Source organism: Nocardia thailandica NBRC 100428 (assembly GCF_000308795.1).
Lineage (GTDB): Bacteria > Actinomycetota > Actinomycetes > Mycobacteriales > Mycobacteriaceae > Nocardia > Nocardia thailandica.
This window is the reverse complement of sequence record NZ_BAGK01000074.1, coordinates 1-23,447: the sequence shown is the minus strand read 5'-3', so window position 1 is coordinate 23,447 and position 23,447 is coordinate 1. Positions and strand designations below refer to the sequence as shown.

The 23,447-nt window shown below is 71.8% G+C and carries 26 protein-coding genes; 13 read left to right on the top strand and 13 right to left on the bottom strand.

From position 1 onward, the window contains the following. The first annotated feature begins 135 nt into the window (after positions 1–135). Complete coding sequence (locus ON36_RS08285; RefSeq protein ID WP_157224819.1) at positions 136–537, top strand: hemophore-related protein; 402 nt, start codon at positions 136–138, stop codon at positions 535–537. Between the two features lie 46 nt (positions 538–583). On the opposite strand, the gene ON36_RS08280 is transcribed toward ON36_RS08285, so the two are convergent. Genes ON36_RS08280 through ON36_RS35790 form a run of 4 tightly spaced genes read right to left on the bottom strand, consistent with a single transcriptional unit; the run spans position 584 to position 2,969 of the window. After that, entirely contained in the window at positions 584–1,789 is a 1,206-nt protein-coding gene (locus tag ON36_RS08280; RefSeq protein WP_043649879.1) for a sensor histidine kinase, read from the bottom strand. Further along, on the bottom strand, positions 1,786–2,442 hold the full coding sequence (locus tag ON36_RS08275; protein ID WP_043649910.1) for a response regulator transcription factor: 657 nt from the start codon (positions 2,440–2,442) through the stop codon (positions 1,786–1,788). The genes ON36_RS08280 and ON36_RS08275 overlap by 4 nt, the downstream gene beginning before the upstream one ends. Before the next feature lie 52 nt (positions 2,443–2,494). Beyond that, on the bottom strand, positions 2,495–2,680 hold the full coding sequence (locus ON36_RS36880; RefSeq protein ID WP_043649876.1) for a winged helix-turn-helix domain-containing protein: 186 nt from the start codon (positions 2,678–2,680) through the stop codon (positions 2,495–2,497). Next, the gene (locus ON36_RS35790) at positions 2,649–2,969 is read right to left on the bottom strand and encodes an HNH endonuclease signature motif containing protein (RefSeq protein WP_218001178.1); all 321 of its coding nucleotides are present in this window, start codon (positions 2,967–2,969) and stop codon (positions 2,649–2,651) included. The genes ON36_RS36880 and ON36_RS35790 overlap by 32 nt, the downstream gene beginning before the upstream one ends. 285 nt (positions 2,970–3,254) lie before the next feature. Here ON36_RS35790 and ON36_RS08260 point away from each other — a divergent pair, with 285 nt between their 5' ends. Then, the gene (locus tag ON36_RS08260) at positions 3,255–3,755 is read left to right on the top strand and encodes a polyadenylate-specific 3'-exoribonuclease AS (protein ID WP_043649873.1); all 501 of its coding nucleotides are present in this window, start codon (positions 3,255–3,257) and stop codon (positions 3,753–3,755) included. 96 nt (positions 3,756–3,851) lie between these two features. Here the strand turns inward: ON36_RS08260 and qcrB are convergent, their stop codons facing one another. The 4 genes from qcrB to ctaE form a co-directional block, all read right to left on the bottom strand. Next, entirely contained in the window at positions 3,852–5,477 is a 1,626-nt protein-coding gene (gene qcrB / locus ON36_RS08255; protein ID WP_043649871.1) for a cytochrome bc1 complex cytochrome b subunit, read from the bottom strand. After that, complete coding sequence (qcrA, locus tag ON36_RS08250; protein WP_157224820.1) at positions 5,474–6,589, bottom strand: cytochrome bc1 complex Rieske iron-sulfur subunit; 1,116 nt, start codon at positions 6,587–6,589, stop codon at positions 5,474–5,476. The genes qcrB and qcrA overlap by 4 nt, the downstream gene beginning before the upstream one ends. Before the next feature lie 172 nt (positions 6,590–6,761). Continuing rightward, positions 6,762–7,625 (bottom strand): cytochrome bc1 complex diheme cytochrome c subunit, encoded by an 864-nt coding sequence (gene qcrC / locus ON36_RS08245; protein ID WP_169334686.1) that lies wholly within the window; start codon positions 7,623–7,625, stop codon positions 6,762–6,764. 55 nt (positions 7,626–7,680) lie between these two features. Then, complete coding sequence (ctaE, locus tag ON36_RS08240) at positions 7,681–8,292, bottom strand: aa3-type cytochrome oxidase subunit III (RefSeq protein ID WP_043649866.1); 612 nt, start codon at positions 8,290–8,292, stop codon at positions 7,681–7,683. Positions 8,293–8,472: 180 nt separating this feature from the next. On the opposite strand from ctaE, the gene ON36_RS08235 reads away from it, so the two are divergent. Together ON36_RS08235 and trpD are read left to right on the top strand one after the other, a co-directional pair. Further along, complete coding sequence (locus tag ON36_RS08235) at positions 8,473–8,904, top strand: hypothetical protein (RefSeq protein ID WP_043649863.1); 432 nt, start codon at positions 8,473–8,475, stop codon at positions 8,902–8,904. Positions 8,905–8,973: 69 nt separating this feature from the next. Continuing rightward, entirely contained in the window at positions 8,974–10,035 is a 1,062-nt protein-coding gene (gene trpD / locus ON36_RS08230; RefSeq protein WP_052313758.1) for an anthranilate phosphoribosyltransferase, read from the top strand. Between the two features lie 4 nt (positions 10,036–10,039). On the opposite strand, the gene ON36_RS08225 is transcribed toward trpD, so the two are convergent. The 5 genes from ON36_RS08225 to ON36_RS08205 form a co-directional block, all read right to left on the bottom strand. Beyond that, positions 10,040–10,315, bottom strand: a complete 276-nt coding sequence (locus ON36_RS08225; RefSeq protein ID WP_043649857.1) for an Lrp/AsnC family transcriptional regulator — start codon at positions 10,313–10,315, stop codon at positions 10,040–10,042. Positions 10,316–10,380: 65 nt separating this feature from the next. Next, positions 10,381–11,904 (bottom strand): flavin-containing monooxygenase, encoded by a 1,524-nt coding sequence (locus ON36_RS08220; protein ID WP_052313757.1) that lies wholly within the window; start codon positions 11,902–11,904, stop codon positions 10,381–10,383. A 55-nt stretch (positions 11,905–11,959) separates the two neighbouring features. Beyond that, a complete protein-coding gene (locus tag ON36_RS08215) occupies positions 11,960–13,003 on the bottom strand; it encodes an AraC family transcriptional regulator (RefSeq protein ID WP_052313756.1) in 1,044 nt (347 codons plus the stop codon). Positions 13,004–13,049: 46 nt separating this feature from the next. Then, complete coding sequence (locus ON36_RS08210) at positions 13,050–13,217, bottom strand: hypothetical protein (protein WP_174377549.1); 168 nt, start codon at positions 13,215–13,217, stop codon at positions 13,050–13,052. Further along, positions 13,202–14,959 (bottom strand): DEDD exonuclease domain-containing protein, encoded by a 1,758-nt coding sequence (locus tag ON36_RS08205; RefSeq protein WP_083884988.1) that lies wholly within the window; start codon positions 14,957–14,959, stop codon positions 13,202–13,204. The genes ON36_RS08210 and ON36_RS08205 overlap by 16 nt, the downstream gene beginning before the upstream one ends. 574 nt (positions 14,960–15,533) lie before the next feature. On the opposite strand from ON36_RS08205, the gene ON36_RS08200 reads away from it, so the two are divergent. The 9 genes from ON36_RS08200 to ON36_RS08160 all read left to right on the top strand — a co-directional run. After that, positions 15,534–16,106 (top strand): C40 family peptidase, encoded by a 573-nt coding sequence (locus ON36_RS08200; RefSeq protein WP_043649853.1) that lies wholly within the window; start codon positions 15,534–15,536, stop codon positions 16,104–16,106. 177 nt (positions 16,107–16,283) lie between these two features. After that, positions 16,284–17,342 carry an NlpC/P60 family protein gene (locus ON36_RS08195; protein WP_043649850.1) on the top strand — a complete coding sequence of 353 codons (1,059 nt, stop codon included), beginning with the start codon at positions 16,284–16,286 and terminating at the stop codon, positions 17,340–17,342. 4 nt (positions 17,343–17,346) lie between these two features. Continuing rightward, complete coding sequence (locus ON36_RS08190; protein ID WP_245557995.1) at positions 17,347–18,363, top strand: hypothetical protein; 1,017 nt, start codon at positions 17,347–17,349, stop codon at positions 18,361–18,363. Between the two features lie 48 nt (positions 18,364–18,411). Beyond that, entirely contained in the window at positions 18,412–19,539 is a 1,128-nt protein-coding gene (locus tag ON36_RS08185; protein ID WP_043649848.1) for a glycosyltransferase family 4 protein, read from the top strand. 55 nt (positions 19,540–19,594) lie between these two features. Continuing rightward, entirely contained in the window at positions 19,595–20,737 is a 1,143-nt protein-coding gene (locus ON36_RS08180; RefSeq protein ID WP_043649847.1) for an RNA-guided endonuclease InsQ/TnpB family protein, read from the top strand. 103 nt (positions 20,738–20,840) lie between these two features. Further along, the gene (locus ON36_RS08175) at positions 20,841–21,227 is read left to right on the top strand and encodes a polyketide cyclase / dehydrase and lipid transport (RefSeq protein ID WP_043649845.1); all 387 of its coding nucleotides are present in this window, start codon (positions 20,841–20,843) and stop codon (positions 21,225–21,227) included. A 36-nt stretch (positions 21,228–21,263) separates the two neighbouring features. Further along, the gene (locus tag ON36_RS08170) at positions 21,264–21,701 is read left to right on the top strand and encodes an SRPBCC family protein (RefSeq protein ID WP_043649842.1); all 438 of its coding nucleotides are present in this window, start codon (positions 21,264–21,266) and stop codon (positions 21,699–21,701) included. Then, the gene (locus tag ON36_RS08165; RefSeq protein WP_281004835.1) at positions 21,698–22,975 is read left to right on the top strand and encodes an ArsA family ATPase; all 1,278 of its coding nucleotides are present in this window, start codon (positions 21,698–21,700) and stop codon (positions 22,973–22,975) included. The genes ON36_RS08170 and ON36_RS08165 overlap by 4 nt, the downstream gene beginning before the upstream one ends. Then, positions 22,965–23,447: hypothetical protein (locus tag ON36_RS08160; RefSeq protein WP_245557993.1), on the top strand; the 483-nt coding region annotated here is incomplete at its 3' end. The genes ON36_RS08165 and ON36_RS08160, both read left to right, overlap by 11 nt.

Here is a 23,447-nt window from a genome sequence, read left to right as displayed (position 1 = left end):
TGTAAGTACATCCACCATGGGGTGGGAATCGCCCTCCCCCGCCGGGTTTCCTCACGCCCGGCAAACGGCCGGTCCGGTGGACTGGCGGGCGAGCCGCGATCCCGCGGCCGCACCACGGAGAAAGGCCGTTCCACGATGACGAGGAAAACGACAGCCGCAGTGTTCGCCCGCGCCCTCCTCGGCGCGGTCCTGGTGGCCGCCGCCACGGCGGGCGCCCTCGGCACCGCCGCCGCCGACCCCGGCGACCGGCCGCATCCCCTGCTCGACACCACGTGTTCGCTGGACCAGATCGACGCCGCGCTCGCCGAGCGCGCGCCCGCCCTCGCCCAGCGCTTCGCGCAGCATCCGGAGTTCCGCACCCGCCTCGGCGAGTTGCTCGCCGTGGCGCCGGACCAGCGCCGGGTGATGATCTTGCAGAAGCGCGGCGAGCACAGTGACCGGCACGAGGGCGGCGAGCGGCGGATCATCATCCAGGAAGGGCCGGAGGGCGGCCACGCCGCGCTGACCGACGTGCTCGAGCACTGCGGCTCCTACTGAGCGCCGCGCGGTTCCCGGCCCGCCGTGCCGGGAACCGCGCCCGCGGTCAGGGGCGGTCGGCGGCGGATTCCGCGTCCGGCACCGCAGCACACCCGGGCACCGTCACGGTGACGACCAGACCGCCGTCGGTCCCGGGCCGGGCCGCCGCCGACCCGCCGTGCGCGCGGGCCACCGATCGCACGATCGACAGGCCGAGTCCCGCGCCGCGGTTCGACCCGGGCGCGGCCGCCCGCCGGGTCGTGGCGGCCGCGCGGCGGAAGGGCTCGAAGAGCGACTCGACCTCGAACTCCGGCACCGCGGGCCCCGTGTTGCGCACGGTCAGGCGGACGGTGTCGCCGACGGGAGCGCAGTCGACGCGGACCTCCCCGTCGGCGACGTTGTAGCGGACGGCATTGTCGACCAGGTTGTGCACCAGCCGTTCGAGCAGCACCGGGTCCCCGGCCACCGGGGCGGGCGCGGCCGCGCAGCGCAGCCGCGCCCCCGCGGCCTCGGCGTCGGGCGCGGCGAGGGCGACGACGTGCCGGGTCAGCGCGCCCAGGTCGCACGGGCGGCGATCGAGGTCGAGTTGTTCGCTGGACACCAGCAGCAGCAACCCGTCGATGAGGCGTTCGTGGCGGGCGTTGACCTCGAGCAGGGTCTGCCCGAGCAGGCGCAGCGATTCCGGTGGATCGGGCCGGTCGAGGGCGACCTCGATCAGGGTGCGGTTGATGGCCAGCGGTGTGCGCAGTTCGTGGGAGGCGTTGGCGACGAACCGGCGCTGGCTGTCGAAGGCGCGGTCGAGGCGTTCGAGCATCGCGTCGAAGGTGTCGGCGAGGTCCTTGATCTCGTCCGGTGGTCCGTCCAGGGCGATCCGTTCGTGCAGGCTGCGGTCGGCGACCCGGCGCGCCGTCGCGGTGACCCGTTGCAGGGGCGCCAGCACGCGGCCCGCCAGCAGCCAGCCGAAGCCCGCCGCCGCGACCCCGACGACGACCAGCGCGGTCAGCGAGGACAGCAGCATCGCGCGCAGCACGTCGCGGCGTTCCTGTTCGGACTGTTCGGTGATGGCGGCGGCGAGACGGTCGGCCGCCGGGAACTGCTCGCGCACCACCAGGTTGCGGGTGATCGTCAGGTGCGCGGCGCCCACCGGCCTGCTGTCGAGCCACTGTTCCAGCGACAGGTACATCAGCCCGATGAGCACCGCGCCCGCCACGAAGAACGAGCCGCCGTAGAGCAGGGTCAGGCGCAGCCGGATGGTGGAGCGGGGCCGCCTCATCGGATCCGGTAGCCGGCGCCCGGCTCGGTCGCGACCAGGGTGGGGTCGCCGAGTTTGCGGCGCAACATCATCACCGTGTAGCGGACGACGCCGGTGAACGGGTCGATGTGCTCGTCCCAGGCCTTCTCCAGCAGGTGTTCCGCCGACACCACCCCGCCGTCGGCCCGCAGCAGCTCGGCCAGCACGGCGAACTCCTTGCGCGACAGCGTGACCGGCGCGTCGTGCAGCGTGACGGTCCGCCGGTGCGGGTCCAGCCGCAGGCCCGCCCTGGCCAGCACCGGCGGCGCCGCGGGCCGGGCCCGCCTGCCCAGCGCCTGCACCCGGGCGACGAGTTCGGCGAAGGCGAACGGTTTCGTCAGGTAGTCGTCGGCGCCGAGGCCGAGACCGGCGACCCGGTCCGGCACGCCCGCCGCCGCCGTCAGCATGAGCACCCGGCTCCCGACCCCGTTGGCCACCATCCACCCGCACACCTCGTCCCCCGAGGCGCCCGGCAGGTCCCGATCCAGCACCACCACGTCGTAGTCGTGCACCGGCACCCGCTCCAGCGCGGCGTCCCCGTCGTAGACGACGTCCACCGCCATCGCGTACCGCCGCAGACCGTCCCCGATCGCGTCCGCCAGCACCGTCTCGTCCTCGACCACCAGTACCCGCACCCGCGCCATTGTGACCGTTCCAGCTGTTCGGTTCCTGTGAGGAAGTCCAGGGTCACCTGATCCGATACCCGATTCCGGGGACGGTGACTATCACTGTCCGGTCACCGATTTTGCGGCGCAGCGTCATGACGGCGCGGCGAACCACGCCGGTATCCCCGGTGTGACCGGATCGGACCTTCTCGCGCAGCCGCCCGGCCGAGACGACGTCACCGTCGGCGCGGAGCAGCTCCGCGAGCACAGGGACCGACGATCTCCGGTCCCAGGTCACCGTACCGATCGAGAATCGTGTGCGCCCATTCGACCAGATCGGCCACCCGTTGCCCGGACGGCTGCCGCCTCAGCCAGAGTTCGAGGTTCTCCGGACGGTTGTCGAGCTTGTCCCCGTTGATGTGGTGCACGTTCTCCCCCGGTGCGAGTTCGCGGCCGAGTGCGGATTCCATGACCAGGCGGTGCTCCAGCTTCCATCCGCCATCTGCCAGGCGAACGATCCAGTACCCGGACGACGACACCCGCCGCGCGTCGAACACACTCTTCCGCTTCCTGCCGGGCGCACCGCGGCCCGGCGCGGCCTCGACGCTCCCCCAACGCCGTACCTGCACCACGTGCGGGCGGCAGATGCCGTGCTTGGGGGTCGCGGGGCGGAGGCAGCCCGTGACGGCACACTTCTGCCGGATCCCGAGCGGGTCCAGGTCGTAGTGCCTGCGGCACATCCCGAGCGCGATCGAGCCGCGACTACAATCCACGACGGCGCACACAGCGGTCACCCCCGGTCATCGACAAGCCGACGGGATCCTAACTCGAGGGCAGGTTTCTTGCGATATTTCTACGATTCAGAATTCGTTGAGGACGGCGTGACCATCGATCTGATCTCGATCGGTGTCGTCTGCGAGGACGGGCGGGAGTACTACGCCGTCTCCACCGAATTCGATGCGGGCCGGGCCGGGCCCTGGGTGCGCCGCAACGTGCTGCCCAAGCTGCCGCCGAAGACCTCGCCGCTGTGGCGCACCCGCGAACGGATCCGGGACGACCTGCTGAAGTTCTTCCTCCCCCGGCCCGGCATCGTGCCCGAGCTGTGGGCCTGGGTCGGCGCCTACGACCACGTGGCGCTGTGCCAGCTGTGGGGCGACATGACCAAGCTGCCGAACACGCTGCCGCGCTACACCAACGAGCTGCGCCAGCACTGGGAGTCGGCGGGCCGCCCCGCCCTTCCGCCGATCCCCACCGACGCCCACGACGCGCTGGCCGACGCCCGGCACAACCTCGCCAAGTTCGAGGCCATCGAGACCGCCCGCCGCGCGGTCCCCCGCCTCTGACCGCGACACCCACGCGGAGAGTCGCTTCCTCCGACAACGGAACCGGGCCCCGAATCGTGACGATTCGGGGCCCGGTTCTCGGTGTGACTACCGCGATCAGTGGTGACCGTCGGAGCCGCCGCCCTGGCGGGCCTGCTCCTCGGCCAGCGCCGTGAGCATGCGGTGCTCCTCGGCGTGCTCGTTCGCGAAGTACTCGTCCGACTCGGACTTCGGGTCGGGACGCAGGAACGAACCCAGACCCGGCTTGCCCGCCGAACCCAGCTTGTTCATCTTCTTCGGCACCGCGGCACCCTGGTACTCCAGCGGCAGCGGGTGGCCGTGGTCGTCGACCGGGCCGAGCGGCTGGTGCACCTCGATGTACTCACCGTGCGGCAGGCGCTTGATCACGCCGGTCTCGATGCCGTGCTCGAGGACCGCGCGGTCGCTGCGCTGCAGGCCGATGCAGAACCGGTACGCCACGAAGTAGGCGATCGGCGGCACGATCAGGATGCCGATGCGACCCATCCAGGTGGTGGCGTTCAGCGAGATGTCGAACTTCAGCGCCAGGATGTCGTTGACGCACGACAGGGTCAGCACCACGTAGAACGCGATGGCCATGGCACCGATGGCGGTGCGCACGGGCACGTCGCGCGGACGCTGCAGCAGGTTGTGGTGCGCGGTGTGGTCGCCGGTGAGCCGCTTCTCGATCCACGGGTAGGCGATCAGCAGCGTGAACACCAGACCCATGATCAGCGCCACCCAGAACACGGCCGGGATGGTGTAGCGACCCAGGTAGAGCTCCCACGGCGGCATGAGGCGGGCCATGCCGTCGGTCCACATCATGTAGAAGTCGGGCTGCGAACCGGCCGAGACCTGCGACGGGTTGTACGGGCCCAGGTTCCAGATCGGGTTGATCTGCAGGACGCCGCCCATGATGCCGACGATGCCGAGGGTGAAGGCGAAGAACGCGCCCTGGTCGGCGGCGAACACCGGCACGATGCGGGCGCCGACGACGTTGTTCTCGGTCCGGCCGGGGCCGGGGAACTGGGTGTGCTTCTGGTACCAGACCAGCGCCACGTGGGCGGCGATCAGGGCCAGGATGATGCCGGGGAACAGCAGCACGTGCGCGACGTACAGGCGCGGGATGATGATGTCGCCCGGGAAGTCACCGTTGAAGATCAGCCAGTGCATCCAGGTGCCGACGACCGGGATCGAGATGGTGATGCCGGAGAACGCGGCGCGCAGACCGGTACCGGACAGCAGGTCGTCGGGCAGCGAGTATCCGAAGAAGCCCTCGAACATCGCCAGGATCAGCAGCAGCGAGCCGATGACCCAGTTCGCCTCACGCGGCTTGCGGAACGCGCCGGTGAAGAAGATGCGGAACAGGTGGACGATGATCGACGCCGCGAACAGCAGCGCCGCCCAGTGGTGCACCTGGCGCACGAACAGGCCGCCGCGCACCTCGAAGGAGATGTTCAGCGCCGTCTCGTAGGCACGGGACATGGTGACGCCGCGCAGGGGCTGGTAGGCGCCGTTGTAGACGACCTCGCTCATCGACGGGTCGAAGAACAGGGTCAGGTAGACGCCCGACAGCAACAGGATGATGAAGCTGTAGAGGGCGATCTCACCGAGCAGGAACGACCAGTGGGTCGGGAAGACCTTGTTGATCGACCGCTTCACGAACGCGGCGGCGCGATACCGCTCGTCCATCTCGTTCGCCTGGTTGGCGAGCATGCTGCTCATGAACGACGCTCCCAGTAGGCCGGTCCGAGCGGCTCGATGAAGTCGCCGTTGGCGACCAGGTAACCCTCGGAGTTGACGGTGATCGGCAGCTGCGGCAGCGCACGGGCGGCCGGACCGAAGACCGGCTTACCCCACTCGGTGGCCGAGAACTGCGACTGGTGGCAGGGGCACAGGATGCGGTTGGTCTGCTGCTCGAACAGCGAGGTGGGGCAGCCCAGGTGCGTGCAGATCTTCGAGTAGGCGAAGTAGTCGCCGAAGTTGAAGCTCTCCTGGCCCTTGCGCTTGATGGCCTTCTCGGCGTCCTCGGTGCGCAGACGGATCAGCATGACCGCGTTGCGGATGCCGCGCAGCGACTGGAAGGTGGCGTGCTCGTCGCCGCGCCACTTCTCCTTCCAGGGGAAGACGGTCTCCATGCCACCGGCGTCCAGGTCCTCCGGGCGCACCAGGACGACGTCCTCGGGACGGCCGGTGTCGCGGCGGATGTAGACGGTCTCGCCCGGGTAGTCCGGGGTCCAGCCCGAGACCCACAGCGGCGACTTGTCGCCCTTGGCCCACGGGTTCTTGATCATGCCGCCGATGAACACCAGCGCGGCACCGATGCCGAGGACGCCGACGCCGGCGCCCGCGGTGCCGAGCATCATCTTGCGGCGGCCCAGGGTGGAGGTCGCCAGCGCGTCGGACAGCTCCGCGGCCAGGGTGGCGCGCTCGACCTGGTCCGAGGGACCGTCGTGGCGCTGCTGGATGGAGATCTCGGCGGGGATGAACTTCTTGCGGATCAGCACGACCGCGATGCCGATGACCAGCACGGCGATACCGAAGCTCAGGCCGACCAGCGGGGTGAACAGCGAGTAGGCGGTGTGGCCCTCCTCGCCGTAGCCCTTCCACTCCCAGGGCCAGAACAGGAAGACGCCGATGAGCACGGCGGCGGCGATGCCGGAGACGGCGAACCAGAAGGTCACCGCGCGCTCGGCGCGCTTCTCGGCGCGGGTGCCGGGCACCGGCCACCGCTCGCCACGGTAGGCGACGTCGACGCCGTCACGCCCGGTGCCGAGCTCGACGAGCTCGTCCTGCGTCATCGCGTCCAGTTCGTCCGCGGTCGGTTCCCGACCCATGTCGTTGTGCTCCGTTCCACTCATGAGCTCTGTCCAATCGGCCATGCCCCGGCGCCCTGCGCGGTTACGCAGGCTGCCGTCTCCGGGCGCTGACGGGTCATGGCGGTATCCATCGGCCATGCCCCGGCGCCCTGCGCGGTGACACAGGCTGCCATCTCCGGGCGCTGACGGGTCATGTCCGGGATCCGATCCACATCGCGGCGCCGACCACGGCGGTGATGCCGAGGACCCACATGGCGAGGCCTTCGGTCGCCGGACCGAAACCACCCAGGTCCCAGCCGCCGGGCGACCGCTCCTCGGCGGCGTTCTTCACGTAGGCGATGATGTCGCGCTTCTCCTCCGGCGAGAGCTGCCGGTCGGAGAACTTCGGCATGTTCTGGGGGCCGGTGAGCATGGCGTCGTAGATCTGCTGCTCGCTGGCGGGCTCGAGCGGCGGGGCGAACTTGCCGCCGGACAGGGCACCGCCGCGGCCGGTGAAGTTGTGGCAGGAGGCGCAGTTCATGCGGAACAGCTCCGAGCCGCGGGCGATGTCGTCACCGCGCAGCGATTCCTGGGCGATCTCGCCGTTCGCGTCGCGCACGACCGAGGGGCCACCGCCGTTGGCGGCGACGTAGGCGCCGAGGGCGTCGGTCTGGTGGGCGTCGAACTTGACGGGCTTGCGCTCGGCCTGGGCCTCGTTGCGGGTCATCGGCATGCGGCCGGAGGACACCTGGAAGTAGACGGCGGCCTCACCGACACCGATCAGGCTCGGGCCGCGGTCCGGCACGCCCTGCAGGTTGGCGCCGTGGCAGGTGATGCAGGAGGTCTCGTAGAGCTGCTTGCCCTCGCGGATGAGCGCGGACTGGTCCTCGTGCGCCGTGGCGACCTGGGCGTCCGGGGTGACCGCGGTGGCCAGGAAGCCGGCTCCGACCAGACCCACCAGCAACGCGAGACCGCCCGCGATACGACGGCGAAGGCGCCGCTGCTTGCGGATCTTGGCAGCCTGACCGGTGCCGGGGCCGGCGGGCTCTTGGGCCGACGGGGGAGATGAACTCATCTGTGTCCCTTTGGAGTAGACGGAACCGACTTGTGCAAATGCTGTGCGCCCGCGCCTAGCGGACGAAGTAGATCGTGGCGAAGAGCCCGATCCAGACGATGTCGACGAAGTGCCAGTAGTAGGACACCACGATGGCGGCGGTCGCCTGCGCGGGCGTGAACTTGCTGAGCGTGGTGCGCACGAGCAGGAACACGAAGGCGATGAGACCACCGATCACGTGCAGGCCGTGGAAGCCGGTGGTGATGTAGAACACCGAGCCGTAGGAGCTGCTGGAGATCGAGGTGCCCTCCTCGACCAGGTGGAAGTACTCGTAACCCTGGCCGGCGACGAAGAACGCGCCCATCAGCAGGGTGATCAGGTACCAGCGGCGCAGGCCGAACACGTCGCCCTTCTCCGCCGCGAACACGCCCATCTGGCAGGTGAACGACGAAGCGACCAGCACGGCCGTCACCGGAACGGCGAGCTTCATGTTGAGCTCGGTCGGCTCCGGGGGCCAGTTGCCGTGCGCCTGCGCGCGCGCAACGAAGTACATGGCGAAGAGGCCGGCGAAGAACATCAGCTCGCTCGACAGCCAGATGATGGTTCCGACGCTGACCATGTTGGGCCGGTTCAGCGAATGCACACGCTGAGTAATGGCCGATCCTGGGGTGCCTACTGCGGTCGTCACGGGGTAAGTATGACTCTTCGTAGTACGACAGATGAACCCGGGTACGAAACTTTGTCCCGCGGGTCGGAAAACCCACGGACAGACGGGGTGTGACAGGCCCGATCGGCGTGTTGGCTCCCCCGCGCCCGACTGCCAGGATGGCACGTGCGGATAAGGAGAAGCTGAGACGAGGAGGCGGCGATGGTCGTGGTGCGGATGTGGCGGCGGCTCTTCGGCGGGGGCGGGGACGAGCCGCTCGACCCGGACCGGGACGACCTGGTGGTGGTCGCGGCGAGTTTCGACGACGCCGAGGCGTGTTCGGCGGCCCTGGACCGGGCGACCGGCCTCGACCGGGACGCGCCCGCGGTCCTGCGTCATCATCTGCGGCTGCCCGCCGGGCGGGTCGCCGAGGCGTCCGAGATCGCCGGGTACGACGGCTACACCGTGCAGGGCGAACCGGGCCTGCCCGGCGAGGACGGCCTCGTCGACGTGCTGCTGCGCCGCGTGCAGGTGCTCGACCCGCTGCACTGCTCGCAGGAGCGCTCCCGCATGGCGGGCCTGGCCCAGCGCCACGACGGCGTCGCCGAAGGCTGGGACGCGCTGCAGCCCCCCACGACTGCTGCGCCTCACTAAGCTGCACGACATAAGCTGCTCGCCGGAGGAGATCCGGCGCGCCCGGGTGCAACGAGAAGACAAGAAGGTATGAGCGTGCGCAGCTGGCCGCAGGTCCTGGGAACCCTCGCCGACGGCGGCGACCTGGCCGCCGAGGACACCACCTGGGTGATCGACGAGATCTTCACCGACAACGCGACCGCCGCCCAGATCGCCGCCTTCGGTGTCGCGATGAAGATCAAGGGCCCGACACCGACCGAGCTGGCCGGGCTGGTCACCGGCATGCTCGGGCACGCGCGGCTGGTGTCCATCGACGGCGACGCCGTCGACATCGTCGGCACCGGCGGCGACCGCTCCGGCTCGGTCAACATCTCCACCATGTCCTCGGTGGTCGTGGCCGCGGCCGGGGTGCCGGTGGTCAAGCACGGCAACCGGGCGGCCTCGTCCAAGGCGGGCGGCGCCGACGTGCTCGAGGCGCTCGGGGTGAAGCTGACCCTCGGCCCGCGGTCGGTGGCCCGCTCCGTGCGCGAGGCGGGGATCGGATTCTGCTTCGCGCCGCTGTTCCACTCCGGGCTGCGGTTCGCGGGCCCGGCCCGCAAGGAGATCGGCATCCCGACCGTGTTCAACGTGCTCGGCCCGCTGACCAACCCGGCCCAGCCGCGCGCCGGCCTGGTCGGGTGCGCGTTCGCCGATCTCGCGCCCGTCATCGCGGGCGTGTTCGCCGAGCGCCGCGCGAGCGCGCTGGTGGTGCGGGGCCGCGACGGCCTCGACGAGATCACCACCTCGGACCTGACCGACGTGTGGATCGTGCACGACGGCCGCATCCGCCAGACCGTGCTCGACCCGACCCGCATCGGGGTGCCCCGGGTCGACCTGGACGCGCTGCGCGGCGGCGACGCCGAGGCCAACGCGGTGGTCGCGCGGGCGGTGTTCGCCGGGGAGCCCGGCCCGGTGCGCGACGCGGTGCTGCTGAACTCCGCGGCCGCGATCGTGGCCTACGACCTCTCGCGCGGGGTCGGCGACGTCGACCTCGACCTGGACGCGGCCCTGGCCGCGGCGACCGAACGCGCCGCGGCCGCGGTGGACAGCGGCGCGGCGGCGAAGCTGCTGGCGACCTGGGCCGATCTCACCCAGACCCTCGACGAGAACTGAACGGCTACTCCCCCAGGGAGAATCCGGCCTCGACGTCGGCGCTGGAGTAGGACTTGAACGCGATGTGCGTCGTCGTGCGCACCACCCCGGCGACCTTGTCGATCCCGCCGGTGACCACCTCGGCGATCCGCTCGTGGTCGCGCACCCGCACGATCGCGATCAGGTCGACGTCCCCGGCGCACGAGTAGACCTCGGCGACGCCGTCGGTGTCGGCGAGCGCCTGCGCGGTCTCCGGGATACGGGAGTTGTCGGCCTGGATCAGCACGATCGCGGTAATCATGGCCTCAGCCTAGAGGGACCGGGCCCGGCGGTGGGCGCGGTGCGCGCCGCCGGGCCGGGGTCCGGTCAGCGGTCGGCGGGGACCGGTACCGGAACCCGGTCGAAGCGCATGGCCTTGTCGCGCAGCGGGCCGTAGCGCAGCACGGGCAGGTCGCGGAAGTAGTTCATCCGCAGCCGCCACGGGGCGACGTCGCCCTGTTTGGGGAAGCGGTCCAGCGAGCGCAGCACGTAGCCGGCGGCGAAGTCGAGGAAGGGCTCCTCGGCGACCGCGGTGTCGCGGTCGAGTTCGACGGTGCGGTGGCCGCGCGCGTCCATGTACTTCAGCAGCCGGATCACGTACTCGCACACCAGGTCCGCCTTCAGCGTCCAGGAGGCGTTGGTGTAGCCGACGACGAAGGCGAAGTTGGGCAGGCCCGAGAGCATCATGCCCTTGAACGCCATCGTCTCGGTGAGGTCGACCGGGCGGCCGTCGACGGCCAGGTCGATGCCGCCGAAGGCGAGCAGGTTCAGCCCGGTGGCGGTCACCACCACGTCGGCGTCGAGTTCGCGGCCCGATTCCAGGCGCAGGCCGGTGGCGGTGAAGCGCTCGATGCGGTCGGTGACGATGTCGAGGCGCCCCTTGCGGATGGCCCGGAACATGTCGTTGTCGGGGACCAGGCACAGCCGCTGGTCCCACGGGTCGTAGGCGGGGGTGAAGTGGGTGTCGATGTCGTAGCCGTCGGGCAGCCAGCGCCGCTGCAGGTCGCGGATGAACTTCTTCACGAATTCCGGTCGCCGCCTGCTCAATTCGTAGATACCGACCGATCGTGCCGAGTTCTTGAGGCGGGTCAGCGAGTAGGCGAGCCGTTCGGGGAGGAACCGGCGCAGGCGCAGCGCGACGGCGTCGGCCGACGGCGCGGAGAGGATGTAGGTGGGCGAACGCTGCACCATGGTGACCTGCGCGGCGGCCCGCGCCATGGCCGGACCGAGGGTGACCGCGGTCGCGCCGCTGCCTATGATCGCCACGCGCTTGCCCGCGTAGTCGAGGTCCTCGGGCCAGTGCTGGGGGTGCACGACGGTGCCCGCGTAGTCGGCGAGCCCGGCGAACTCGGGGGTGTAGCCCTGGTCGTAGCGGTAGTAGCCGGTGCAGGCGAACAGGAAGTTCGCGGTGAGCGTGACGGTGTCGCCGGTGTCGGCGCGGTGGACGCGCACCGTCCAGCGCGCCTCGGCGCCGGACCACTCGGCCCGTTCCACCCGGTGGTGGTAGCGGATGTGGCGGTCGACGCCGTGTTCAGTGGCGGCCTCGCGGATGTAGTCGCGGATCGCGGCGCCGTCGGCGATGGCCTTGTCGCCGGTCCAGGGCTTGAAGCGGTAGCCGAGGGTGTACATGTCGGAGTCCGAGCGGATTCCGGGGTAGCGGAACAGGTCCCAGGTGCCGCCGCTCGCGCCGCGGCCCTCCAGCACGGCGTAGGTCTTGCCGGGCAGGGCGGTGGCCAGGTGGCAGGCCGCGCCGATGCCGGAGAGACCGGCGCCGATGATGAGGACGTCGACGTGATCGGGGGACGCCGACTCCGCGGCCGGGGGTGGAGTGGGATCGGAGACGCTGCTCATGGCCTCAGTATGCGGACGGTCGCACCCCGGTTTCTTCACCCTGGGCGACAAAAATTTACCCCTGCGCGACAGCCTCGGCGGGTCGCGGGGACCGCGCGGCGCGGCGCACCCGCGACGGGGTGTCGGCGAACCAGCGCCGGGACGCGCGGGTCAGCGCCGACTGCCCGGCCAGCTCGATCAGCGAGGCCACCTGGGACAGCGGCAGATCGGTGCGGGTGAGCAGGCGCAGCGCCGTGGTACGGCGGACGTCGTCGACGATCGCCTCGAAGGTGGTGCCCTCGGCGGCCAGCCGCCGCTGCAGGGTCCGGGGATGCAGGTGCAGCCATCCGGCGATCAGCTCGAGCCGGACCGGCACCGTGCCGAGCGCCCGCCCGACCGCCGAGCGGGCGGCCACCGTGAGCCCGTCGCGCGGGTCGGTGTAGTTGGCCTCCAGATAGTCGACGACCATGCGCCGCAGCTCCGGGTTCACCCGCGGCGAGACCGCCTGATCCCACATCTTCGCCGGCATCCGCAGCACCGCCTCGTCGGCGCCGAAACGGACGGGCGCGCCGAAGAATTCGGCGTAGACGGCGGGATCGGTGAGCGGCGGGTGCGGCAGGTGGACGCCCAGCAGTTCGTACCCGCCGCTCATCGCCCCGACGCACCGGTGCAGCAGCCCGAGCCCGGCGTCGACCGCCTGGGGATCGTGCGGGATGTCCGGCAGCGACATCCGATAGGCCAGCGCGGCGACGCCCGCGTAGTGCTCCGGGTCCGCCACGCGGCTGAGCCGCAGCGTCGGATTGTGGACGAAGAGGAACCGCGAGGCGCATTCGAGCGCCCCGCCGAGCGTGTCGCAGTTGGCGACCGCCAGCGCCAGCGGTCCCAGCATCGACAGGTCCTGGCGACCGGCCAGCCGCAACCCGAAGTCGGGGCAGTCCAGCCGCCGCGCCGCGGTCCGCAGGATCCGCATGATCGTCGCGGCGGGCAGGACCGCCTCGTCGGAGTCCACCTCCGCCACCGTCACCCCGAACTCGCCGAGCAGGTCCCTCGGGTCGCCGCCGAGGTCGGCGATCAGGCCGTCGACCCCGCGCAGGGCGGCGGCACGGATCGACATGTCCATGCGCCGATCCTAGGCGCGGGCACGGGCGGCGGGCGCCGACGTGGCCTCAGCTCACCCGGGCGTCGGCGTACTCGACCTCGGGCGGCCGGGCCGCCGCGGCCTCCTCCGCGAGCTGCGCCCACGCCAGCCAGCGGCCCGCGCCGTGGCACGGCTCGCCGTAGCCGGTGTCGGCGCGCACGATCCGCACGCCGGGCCGGGTCAGCCACCGCGCCACCAGGGCCACCTCCTCCGGCGACGCGCCGCGCAGCGGCGGCGCCTCGGCGAGCAGGTGCGGCGGCATCGCGGCCGCGTCGTCGAGGTGGGGCGCGGGCCCCCGTCGGGGTCCGCGGCGCCGGCCCCCGTGGCACGAGCCGGGAGCGGCGCCCGCCCCGTGGCGGGCCCGCCCGGGTCGGGCGCCTGCGGCCGCGCGCGGGCCGCGTCCCCGAAATCGGGCAGAACGGTTTCCGCCGCGGCCGTGAGGCTTTCGACCACCGGCATCGGCGGGGTGCCCCGCCGGGCGACGCCCGCAGCGGCCAGCCTGCCGTACCGGATGACCGCGAACTCCCAGCCGCGATCGCCGTCGGGGGCGGCGGCGACGAGCTCGCCGACGGCGGCCAGGGCGGCCGACCGCTGGGTGCGGTAGAGGGCCCGGATGACGGCGCGCGCACGGTCGCGCAGGCGGGCGGCGGCCTCGAAATGCTCGGCGGCCGCGTAGGTCTCGATGCGCTCGACCATCGCGCGCAGGACGGTGTCGGCGCGTCCGGTGAACAACTCGCGCACGGCGGCGGGCGCGGCGGCATAGGCGGGCGCGTCGAGGTCGCCGTCGGCGCGGGCGACGGGACAGCCGCCGACGACGGCGGGCGGGCAGGTGTGCCGCGCGCGGCGGGTCAGCCGGGTGGTGCAGGTGCGCAGGCCCGCGTACTCGGCGATCGTGGCCGCGACGTCGGCGGCGTCGGCGCGGGAGGTGAAGGGGCCCACCGCGGTCCGGGCCGGGACACGCACGGTGACCAGGCGCGGGAACGGCTCGTCGGACAGGGTGATCCACCATCCGCGGCGGGGGAACTTGGAACGCCGGTTGTAGGGCGGGGCGTGCGCGGCCAGCAGGCGCAGTTCGCGTACCCCCGCCTCCAGACCGTGGGCGCACACGACGTGTTCGACCCGCCCCGCCAGCCCGACCATCTCCTTGATACGGCCCCGGGTCTCCGAGCCGGTGAAGTAGGAGCGGACGCGGCGGCGCAGATTCACCGCCGTCCCTATATAGAGGACTTCGTCGCCGGGCCCCTTGAACAGATAGACCCCCGGCGCGGCGGGCAGATCGTGGGCCAGGTTCCGCTTGGCCCGCTGCGGGCCGGTCACGCCGGGCAGGTAGTCGAGCAGCTCGGTGAGCGAGTGCACGCCCTGGTTGCCGACGCGGCCGATGAGGGCGTGCAGGACGTCGACGGTGGCGCGGGCGTCGTCGAGGGCGCGGTGGGTGGGCGTGGTGCTCGCGCCGAGGACGCGGGCGAGCACGCCGAGCCGGGCCGAGGGCGCCTCGTCGCGGGTCAGGACCCGCCGGGCCAGTTTCACCGTGCACAGGACCTGGAAGCTCGGCCAGGGCAGGTCCATCCGCGCCGCGGCCGCCTTCAGGAAGGCGGTGTCGAAGCGGGCGTTGTGCGCGACGAGCACCGCGCCCTCGGCGAAGGCGAGGAAGCCGGGCAGCACCCCCTCGATCCGGGGGGCGCCGTAGACCATGGCCGTGGTGATCCCCGTGACGTGGACGACCGCGGGCGGGATCGCCCGGCCCGGGTCGATCAGGGTGGCGAACTCGCCGAGCACCTGCCCGCCGCGGACCTTCACCGCCCCGATCTCGGTGATCGCGTCCCCCTCCGGGCTCGTCCCGGTGGTCTCCAGGTCGACCACGACGAAGGTGGTGTCGTACAGCGGCGTATCGAGCTCGTCGAAGGCCAGCTGGCGGGTGACGGGAACCGGGTCGGGCACGGCCGGGAGCGTAACCAGGGGGTCCGACAGACCGTGTCCGCGCGATGCGCTTTTCGTTCCGATGCGAACAAAATGCCGCCGATTACGGCCCGGAGAGACCGGGCTCACAGTGTGGGCGATACCGCATCACTGCGCAGCGCCGGGGCGGTCCGGCCGGGTGCCGTGCGCGGGGTCGGGCGGCCGGGTGACGCGCCGTCGCCGGGTCGAGTGGAATCCGGTAGGGCATCGTTCCGGATGGATCCCCGTTCACCTGGCGTTTCGACGGAGGTATCCGGTCAGCCGAGGCCCGAGCGACCCCGTCGCGACGCGCCGGGCGATCCCCCGGGAAAGGCCCGGCGTTATCGTTTCGTGATCGCTGTGAGCCAGATCGCACGATTTCCGGGGGCGCATGCGCCACACGGCCCCGTGGACGCCTGTCCGACTTTACAAACCACCGTTGCCGGTTCGTAACCTTTTCGAGACCTCACGGAGTCCGCCGGACCGGATCGGGAACCTTCCCGGCCCACGACGGCGAGACGACGTCCGCCGCGTCACACGGACCCGGCGTCGTGGGGCAGATTGGAAACACCGCATCATGGCGACCAACACCGTCAAGCGTCAGGCGCAGCGTGCCGTTGCCGCCGGAGCCGTCGGCGCTGCCACCATCGGCGCGTTCCTCCTGCCGGCCGCGCCCGCGTCGGCCACGCCGGTCACCGTCCCGGGCGTGGGCACCTTCGAGGTTCCCAACGAGATCCCGATCCCCGCGGGCATCCCCGGCATCGAGATCCCGGGCCAGGCCCCGCTGCCGTTCACCGCGCCGCGCGCCACCGCCGCCGACATCGCGCTCGACGCCGCGCTGAGCAAGGTCGGCTCCCCCTACGTCTACGGCGCCGCGGGCCCCGACGCGTTCGACTGCTCGGGTCTGGTCCAGTGGGCCTACCGTCAGGCCGGCGTCGAGGTGCCGCGCACCAGCGGCGCGCAGCTCTCCAGCGGCGTCCCGGTCTCCTTCGACGACCTGCGCCCCGGCGACCTGGTCTCCTTCTACGGTGGCGGCCACTCGGGCCTGTACACCGGTGACGGCAACGTCGTGCACGCCTCCACCGCCGGTTCGCCGGTCGCGGTCGCGCCGATCTCCTCGATGCCGTTCGCGGGCGCCCGCCGCTTCTGATCCACGCGGCCTCGGCCCGGGCCCGGAGCACGGGCCGAGGCCGCTGGACACAACGGGTTGCCGTTCCGTAACCTGATCGAGACCTTCATTCGGGCGGTACGGAGGGCCGGGTTCGCGTAGAGCTCCTCGCGCGCACCACAGCAGATCGGACCACGAGAGAACGGGGCACCGCAGCCAGTGAGCGCACACCATCGCTACACCAGACGGTGCTCGAGCGTCATCCTCGCCGCGGGCATCGTCGTCTGCACCGCCTACGGCTCGGGTCCCGCGCTCGCCGATCCGGTCGCGATGCCCGCCACCGCCTCCGACGCGGTCGCCAAGATGGTGGATCTGTCCCGGCAGACCGAGCAGCTCAACCAGCAGGCCCTCGGCGCCGCCGCCGACCTGGAGACCAAGCTCGCCGCCCAGGCCGACGCCGACGCGAAGCTGGCCGCCGCCACCGCCGCCGTCGACGCCGCCCAGGCCGAGGTCCGCCGGTACCAGCCGATGATCGACCGCACCGCGGTCGCCACCTACACCGGCGCGCGCACCAACCGCATGTTCTCCATCCTGTCGAGCAACTCCCCGCAGCAGCTGCTCGACCAGCAGTCGATCCTGGACGTGCTGTCCCAGCGCACCGCCGACACCGTCCGGCAGTTCAAGCAGGCCACCGACACCGCGACCGCCGCCCAGCAGGTCGCCCGCGCCGCCGCCGACGCCGCGCACGCCGCCGCCCAGCAGGCCGAGGCCGTGCGCGCCGACCTCGAACGCAGGCGCGCCGACCTCGGCGGCGCCACCGCCCAGGTGGTCGCCGCGTGGGCCGGACTGAGCGGCGCCGAGAAGGCGGGCCTCGCGGGCTCGCCGTTCCCGCCCGGTTTCGACCGCGACTCGCTGCTGAAGGGCCTGGTCCCCGGCAGCGGCACCAGCGCGCTGGCGGCCGGGCTCACCCGCGTCGGCGACCCCTACGTGTGGGGCGCCACCGGACCGGATCAGTTCGACTGCTCCGGCCTCGTGCAGTGGGCGTTCAAGCAGGTCGGCAAAAATGTGCCGCGAACCTCATCCGCGCAGGCCTCCTATGGCACACCGGTCGCCAAGGACGACCTGCAGCCCGGTGACGTGGTGTTCTTCTACCCCGACATCTCCCACGTCGGCATCTACGCGGGCAACGGGATGATGCTGCACGCCTCCACCTTCGGTGTCCCGGTGGCCGTGGCGCCCATGGGTTCGACGCCGTACCACTCGGCCAGGCGATACTGAGCACGTGGTGACCGAACAACCCGCCGACCCCCCGCGCCCACCCGGCCTACGCACCTGGTTCTCGGCCCGCCGCCGCCTCGAATTCTGTCTGACGCTCGCCTCTGTCACCCTGCTGACGGGGGCGTGCCTGGCATTGGTGATGATGCCGCGCAACGTCGGCGCGCTCCAGCTGGCCGGTTCCGACGAGGCCGAGGTGCTCGGCGCCGCCGTCGGCGCCGACGACCCCCGCCTGAGCGCCGTGCGCCGCGACCTGCAACCGTTCGGCCCGGTGCTGGTGCGCCGCGCCCCGGCGGGCGGCGGTCAGGACGCCCTGCTGGTCGCGCACGCCGCCAACAGCGGCGACCTCGACGTCCTCGAAGCCGAGCTCGCGCCGTCGGTCGCCGACGTCAGCCGGGTGTGGGGTACCGGATGGAACCGCGCGCCCATCGTCGTGATCGCCTCGAGCACCGCCGAGTTCACGGCGCTGACGCGGGCCGCCAACGCCGTGGTCTCCCCCGACGCGGCCGCGGTCACACTGTCGGGCGGCTCCGGCGCCGACGTGCAGCGGGTCGTCTTCCATCCCGACGCGGGCCGCCGGATGGGCCGCGAGGGCCTCGGCACCCTGCTGCGGCACGAGCTCACCCACGTGGCCACCCGCGCGCAGACCGTCGACGACGCGCCGATGTGGATGCTCGAGGGCTACGCCGACTTCGTCTCCCAGCACGGCCGCGCCACCTCCTTCTCCCAGGTCGCGCCCACCCTGACCACCCGCTTGCGCGCGGGCACCCTGCCCACCGGGCTGGTCCCCGACGCCGCGTTCGGCGGCGTCGAGGCGCCGCTGGCCTACGAGACCGCCTGGAGCACCTGCGCCTTCGTCGCCGACCGCTATGGAGTGCCCGCGCTGACCGAGCTGTACCGCCGGGTCGCCGCGAGTCCCCAGTCACCCGCCGCCCTGGACGGCGCGCTCGGCGCGGTCCTCGGCATCTCGACTCCCGCCCTGCTCGACGGCTGGCGGGAGTGGTTACAGGCCCGCAGCCTGTAGGCCTCCCCGTACCTGTCCCGTGCCAGAAGACCGTTAGGTTGATCAACCATGGCTCGAACTCTGCTGGTGACCAATGATTTCCCGCCGCGGCCGGGTGGTATCCAGTCCTACCTGCACGCGCTGGCCGGGCAGCTGCCGCCCGGCGACCTGGTCGTCTACGCGCCGCGCTGGCGCGGGGACAGCCACGAGAAGTTCGACGCCGCCCAGAAGTTCGAGGTGGTCCGGCACCGCACCACCCTGATGCTGCCGACCCCGGACGTGGTCAAGCGCGCGGGCGAGCTGCTGCGGACCCACGGCTGCGACACCGTGTGGTTCGGCGCCGCGGCCCCGCTGGCGGTCATGACCCCACGGCTGCGCCGCGCGGGCGCCGAGCGGGTGCTGGCCAGCACGCACGGCCACGAGGTCGGCTGGTCGATGCTGCCGGGGTCGCGGCAGGCGCTGCGCCGCATCGGTGACAGCACCGACGTGGTCACCTACGTCAGCAAGTACACCCGCGGCCGGTTCGCCGCCGCGTTCGGCCCCGAGGCCGCCCTCGAATACCTGCCGCCGGGGGTGAACCCCGACGAGTTCCGCCCGGACCCGGCCGCCCGCGCCGAACTGCGCGCCCGCTACGGCCTCGGCGACCGCCCGACCGTGCTGTGCCTGTCCCGGCTGGTGCCGCGCAAGGGCCAGGACATGCTGATCGTGGCGATGAGCGAGATCCGGGAGAAGATCGACGGCGCGGTGCTGGTCATCGCGGGCAGCGGCCCGCACGAGACCCGGCTGCGCGCCCTCACCGACGCCCTCGGCCTGCAGGACTCGGTGAAGTTCACCGGCCGGGTCCCCTCCGGCGAGCTGGCCGCCCACCACACCATCGCCGACGTGTTCGCCATGCCCTGCCGCACCCGCGGCGCGGGCCTGGACGTCGAGGGCCTCGGCATCGTCTACCTGGAGGCCTCGGCCACCGGCGTCCCCGTGGTGGCGGGCCGTTCCGGCGGCGCCCCCGAGACCGTCCGCGAGGGCGAGACCGGCCTGGTCGTGCACGGCCGCTCGATCACCGAGATCACCGGCGCCCTCACCGAGCTCCTCGCCGACCCCGACCGCGCCGCCGCCATGGGCGCCGCGGGCCGCGCCTGGGTCGAACAGAACTGGCACTGGGACCGCCAGGGCGCCCGCCTGAAGCAGCTCCTGCGGTGACGATCCGGTAGCGCGATGGCGCGGTCCGGCGGACCGGCCCAGTATCCTGGGCCGCATGGGGGTCCAGGTGGTCAAGCGTGCCTACCGATACCGCTTCTATCCGACGCCGGAGCAAGCCGAGCAGCTCGCCATGACGTTCGGATGTGTCCGCTACGTCTACAACCGCGCCCTCACCGAGCGCTCGCGGGCCTGGACCGAGGACCGGCGGCGGATCTCCTACGCCGAGTCGGACAAGATGCTCACCGCGTGGAAGCGCGATCCCGGGACCTGCTGGCTCACCGAACCATCGAAAGGACCGTTGCAGGCGGCACTGCGCAATCTGCAGGTCGCCTACGACAAGTTCTGGCGCAAGCAGGCCGGTTTTCCCGCTTTCAAGAAGAAGAACCGTTCGAAGGACTCGGCCACCTACTACTCGAACTGCTTCTCCTTCCGCGACGGGAAGCTGAGGCTCGCCAAGCACAGGGAGCCTCTCGCGGTGCGCTGGTCGCGACCTCTTCCCACAGGGGCACGGCCGTCACAAGTCACGGTGTCCAAGGATTCGGCCGGGCGCTACCACGTGTCGATCCTGGTGGAGACGTCAGTCGTCCCCCTTCCCACCCGTGTCGACACGGTCGGTGTGGACGCGGGGATCATCTCCCTCTACACGCTCTCGACCGGCGAGAAGATCGCCAACCCCCGACACGAACTGCGCGACCGCACCCGCCTGGCGAGAGCTCAGCGGGCGCTGTCCAGGAAGCGGCGAGGCTCGGCGAACCGCGAACGCGCCCGACGCCGGGTCGCCCGGATCCACGCCCGGATCGCCGATCGCCGCCGGGACCATCTGCACAAACTCTCGACTCGACTGGTGCGCGAAAACCAAGTGATCGCCATCGAGGATCTGAGCGTGCGGAACATGCTCCGGAATCGCTCGCTCGCCCGCGCCGTTTCCGACGCCTCATGGTCGCGGTTCCGGTCGATGCTGGAATACAAGGCGGGCGCGCACGGCCGGACGCTGGTGGCGGTGGATCGATTCCATCCGAGCTCGAAATTGTGTTCGAGCTGCGGAACGGTAGCCGAAGCCATGCCGTTGTCCGTGCGCGCGTGGGTGTGCTCGTGCGGTGCGGAGCACGATCGGGACGTGAACGCCGCGAAGAACATCCGTGCCGCAGGGCTTGCGGTGCTCGCCTGCGGAGACGGTGTGAGACCATCCCGCAGCTGATGCGGGGAGGCGACCGTCGGTGAAACAGGAAGCTGCCGCCGTGAGGCAGGCAATCCCCGTCCTCCGGGACAGGGAGGAAGTCAAGTCCGTTACGCTCGGCGGGGTGAGCAGTATCCAGGTCGCCGATCAGACCTTTCTCGCCGCGCCGCCCGCTGCCGTCGCCGACGTGCTCGCCGATACCGCGAGCTGGCGTCGCTGGTGGCCCGATCTCGCGCTCGACGTGCGAGAGGACCGTGGCGACAAGGGCATTCGCTGGACCGTCGCGGGGCCGCTGACGGGCACCATGGAGGTGTGGCTGGAGGCCGCAGGCGACGGGGTGATCCTGCACTACTTCCTGCACGCCGAGCCGCGGGCCGCCGCGAGCCTGTCGCCGCGGCAGCTGGCCGCGGCCAACCGCGCCCGCCGCGTGGCGGGCAAGAACATGTCGTTCGAACTGAAGGCCCGGCTCGAGGCGGGACGTCCGGCCGGCGTCGCCCCCGCCGCGTCCTGACCCGCTCGATCCGCTCGAAAGGAACAGCGCACCACCATGGCCGACCGGACCCAGAGATCGATCGTCATCGAAGCACCGTCGCCCCGGGTGATGGCGGTCATCGCCGATCTCGAGTCCTACCCCGAGTGGGTGGCGGCGGCGAAGTCGGTGGAGGTGCTCGACCGCGACGCCGCGGGCCGGGCGATCACCGCCCGGTTCGTGCTGGACGCGGGCGTCGTCAAGGACACCTACGTGCTGTCCTACACCTGGCGCGCCGACGACAAGGCGGTCAGCTGGCGGCTGCTCTCGGGTGACCTGCAGAAGGCCCAGGACGGCACCTACCAGCTGCTCGACCGCCCCGACGGCAGCACCGAGGTGGTCTACGAGCTGACCGTCGACCTGAACATCCCGATGATCGGCATGTTCAAGCGCAAGGCCGAGAAGGTCATCACCGACACCGCCCTGAAGGAACTGAAGAAGCGGGTCGAGGGCTGAGCGCCGCCGGCGGTACCCGGGTCGAGCTGTTCGTCGGCAAGGGCGGCGTCGGCAAGACGACGCTGGCGTGCGCGACGGCGCTGTCCTATGCCCGGGCCGGTCAGCGGGTGCTGGTCGCCTCGCTCGACCAGGCCCATTCGCTCGGCGACGCACTGGGTTTCGTCTTCCCGCACGATCCGGGCACGGTGGCGGGCATCGCGCGGGTCCAGCCGGGTCTCGAGGTCATCGAGATCGACTCCCTCGCCCTGCTGGAAGACCGCTTCCGCGAGGTGCAGGCGATGCTGGGCACCGGGACCGGCCACGAGCACGGGATCGACCTGGCCGCGCTGGACCCGGCCGAGCTGACCGGCCTGCCGGGCGTGCAGGAACTGCTCATGCTGGTCGAGATCACCCAGTACGCCGAGGAGGACGACTGGGACGTCGTCGTCGTCGACTGCCCGCCCTCGGCCGACATGCTGCGCATCGTCACCGCGCCGGAGACCCTGCTCGGTTATCTCGAACGGATCTGGCCGCGGCACGCGCGCAGCATGAGCGCGGTCGGTCTCGACCTGCGCAAGGCGGTGCTCGCCGCGACGGTGGAACGCATCGTCAAGGCGGTGTCGGGGGTGCGGGACCTGCTCGCCGACCCGGCCCGCACCTCCGCCCGCCTGATCACCGGGCCCGAGCAGGTCGCGGTGGCGGAGTCGCAGCGGGTGCGTTCCGCGGCGGCGCTGCTGGGTCTGCGGCTGGCGGCCGTGGTGGTGAACAAGGTGCTGCCGGAGGTGCCCCCGCCCGGGGACGTCGTGCATCCGGCGGTCCGCTGGTATCTGGACCGGCGCGCCGAACAGCTCGCGGTCGTGGAGCGGCTGCGCGCGCAGTGCCCGGAGGTGCCGGTGCTGGTGGCCATGCACGCGGGCGCCGAACCGGTGGGGGTGCCGTCGCTGACGGCGCTGTCCTACGTCCTCGACACGCCGCCGCCGGGAGACGGGGCCACCGAAACGGCCGCGCCGATGGTTCGATGGGAGTCGGGCGCGGGGGTCGACTCCGTGTACGCCCTGCGGATGCGGCTGCCGGTAGCCGATCCGCAGACCCTGCGGCTGGGACGGGTGGAGGACGATCTGATCGTGGGGGCCGACGGGGTGCGGCGGCGGGTCCGGCTGGCGCCGGTGCTGCAGCGCTGCACCGTGGCGGCCGCCGAGCTCGACGACGGTCATCTCGTCGTCCGCTTCCATCCCGATCCCCGGCTGTGGCCCGCCGATCCGACCGACACGAAGGCACGCGCAGATGAGCAGTGATCCGACGTCCGACCGCCGCGGCCCGCGGGGCCCGCACAGTCCGCACGCGGACGGCCTGGCCGAGTTCACCGAGGAACTGCGTCTGCTGGCCGAGGCGCTGCTCGAACGGGTCGAGCCGGTGCTGCGCCGCACGGCGGTCGACGGCAGGCCCGATCTCGGTGGCTGCGGCTGGTGCCCGATGTGCGCGGCGGCCGCTCTCGTCCGCGGCGATCACCACGATGTGGTGGCGGCGCTGGCCGAGCACGGCACCGCCCTGGTGACCATCCTGCGCGAGGCGCTGGCCGGCGTCCCGGTCGATCCGCTGCTGCCGCCGGAGTGGGACGAGCACCACGCGGGCCACGATGTCGGCAGCGAATTCGACAGCGCCGCTTCGGCGTTCGTTCGCGGGTACAGCGAGGCGCGCGCCCAGGGCCGCCGCGACGCGGACGGCGCCGCCGCGCCGGGCCCTCACGCGCCACGCCCGGACGCCGCC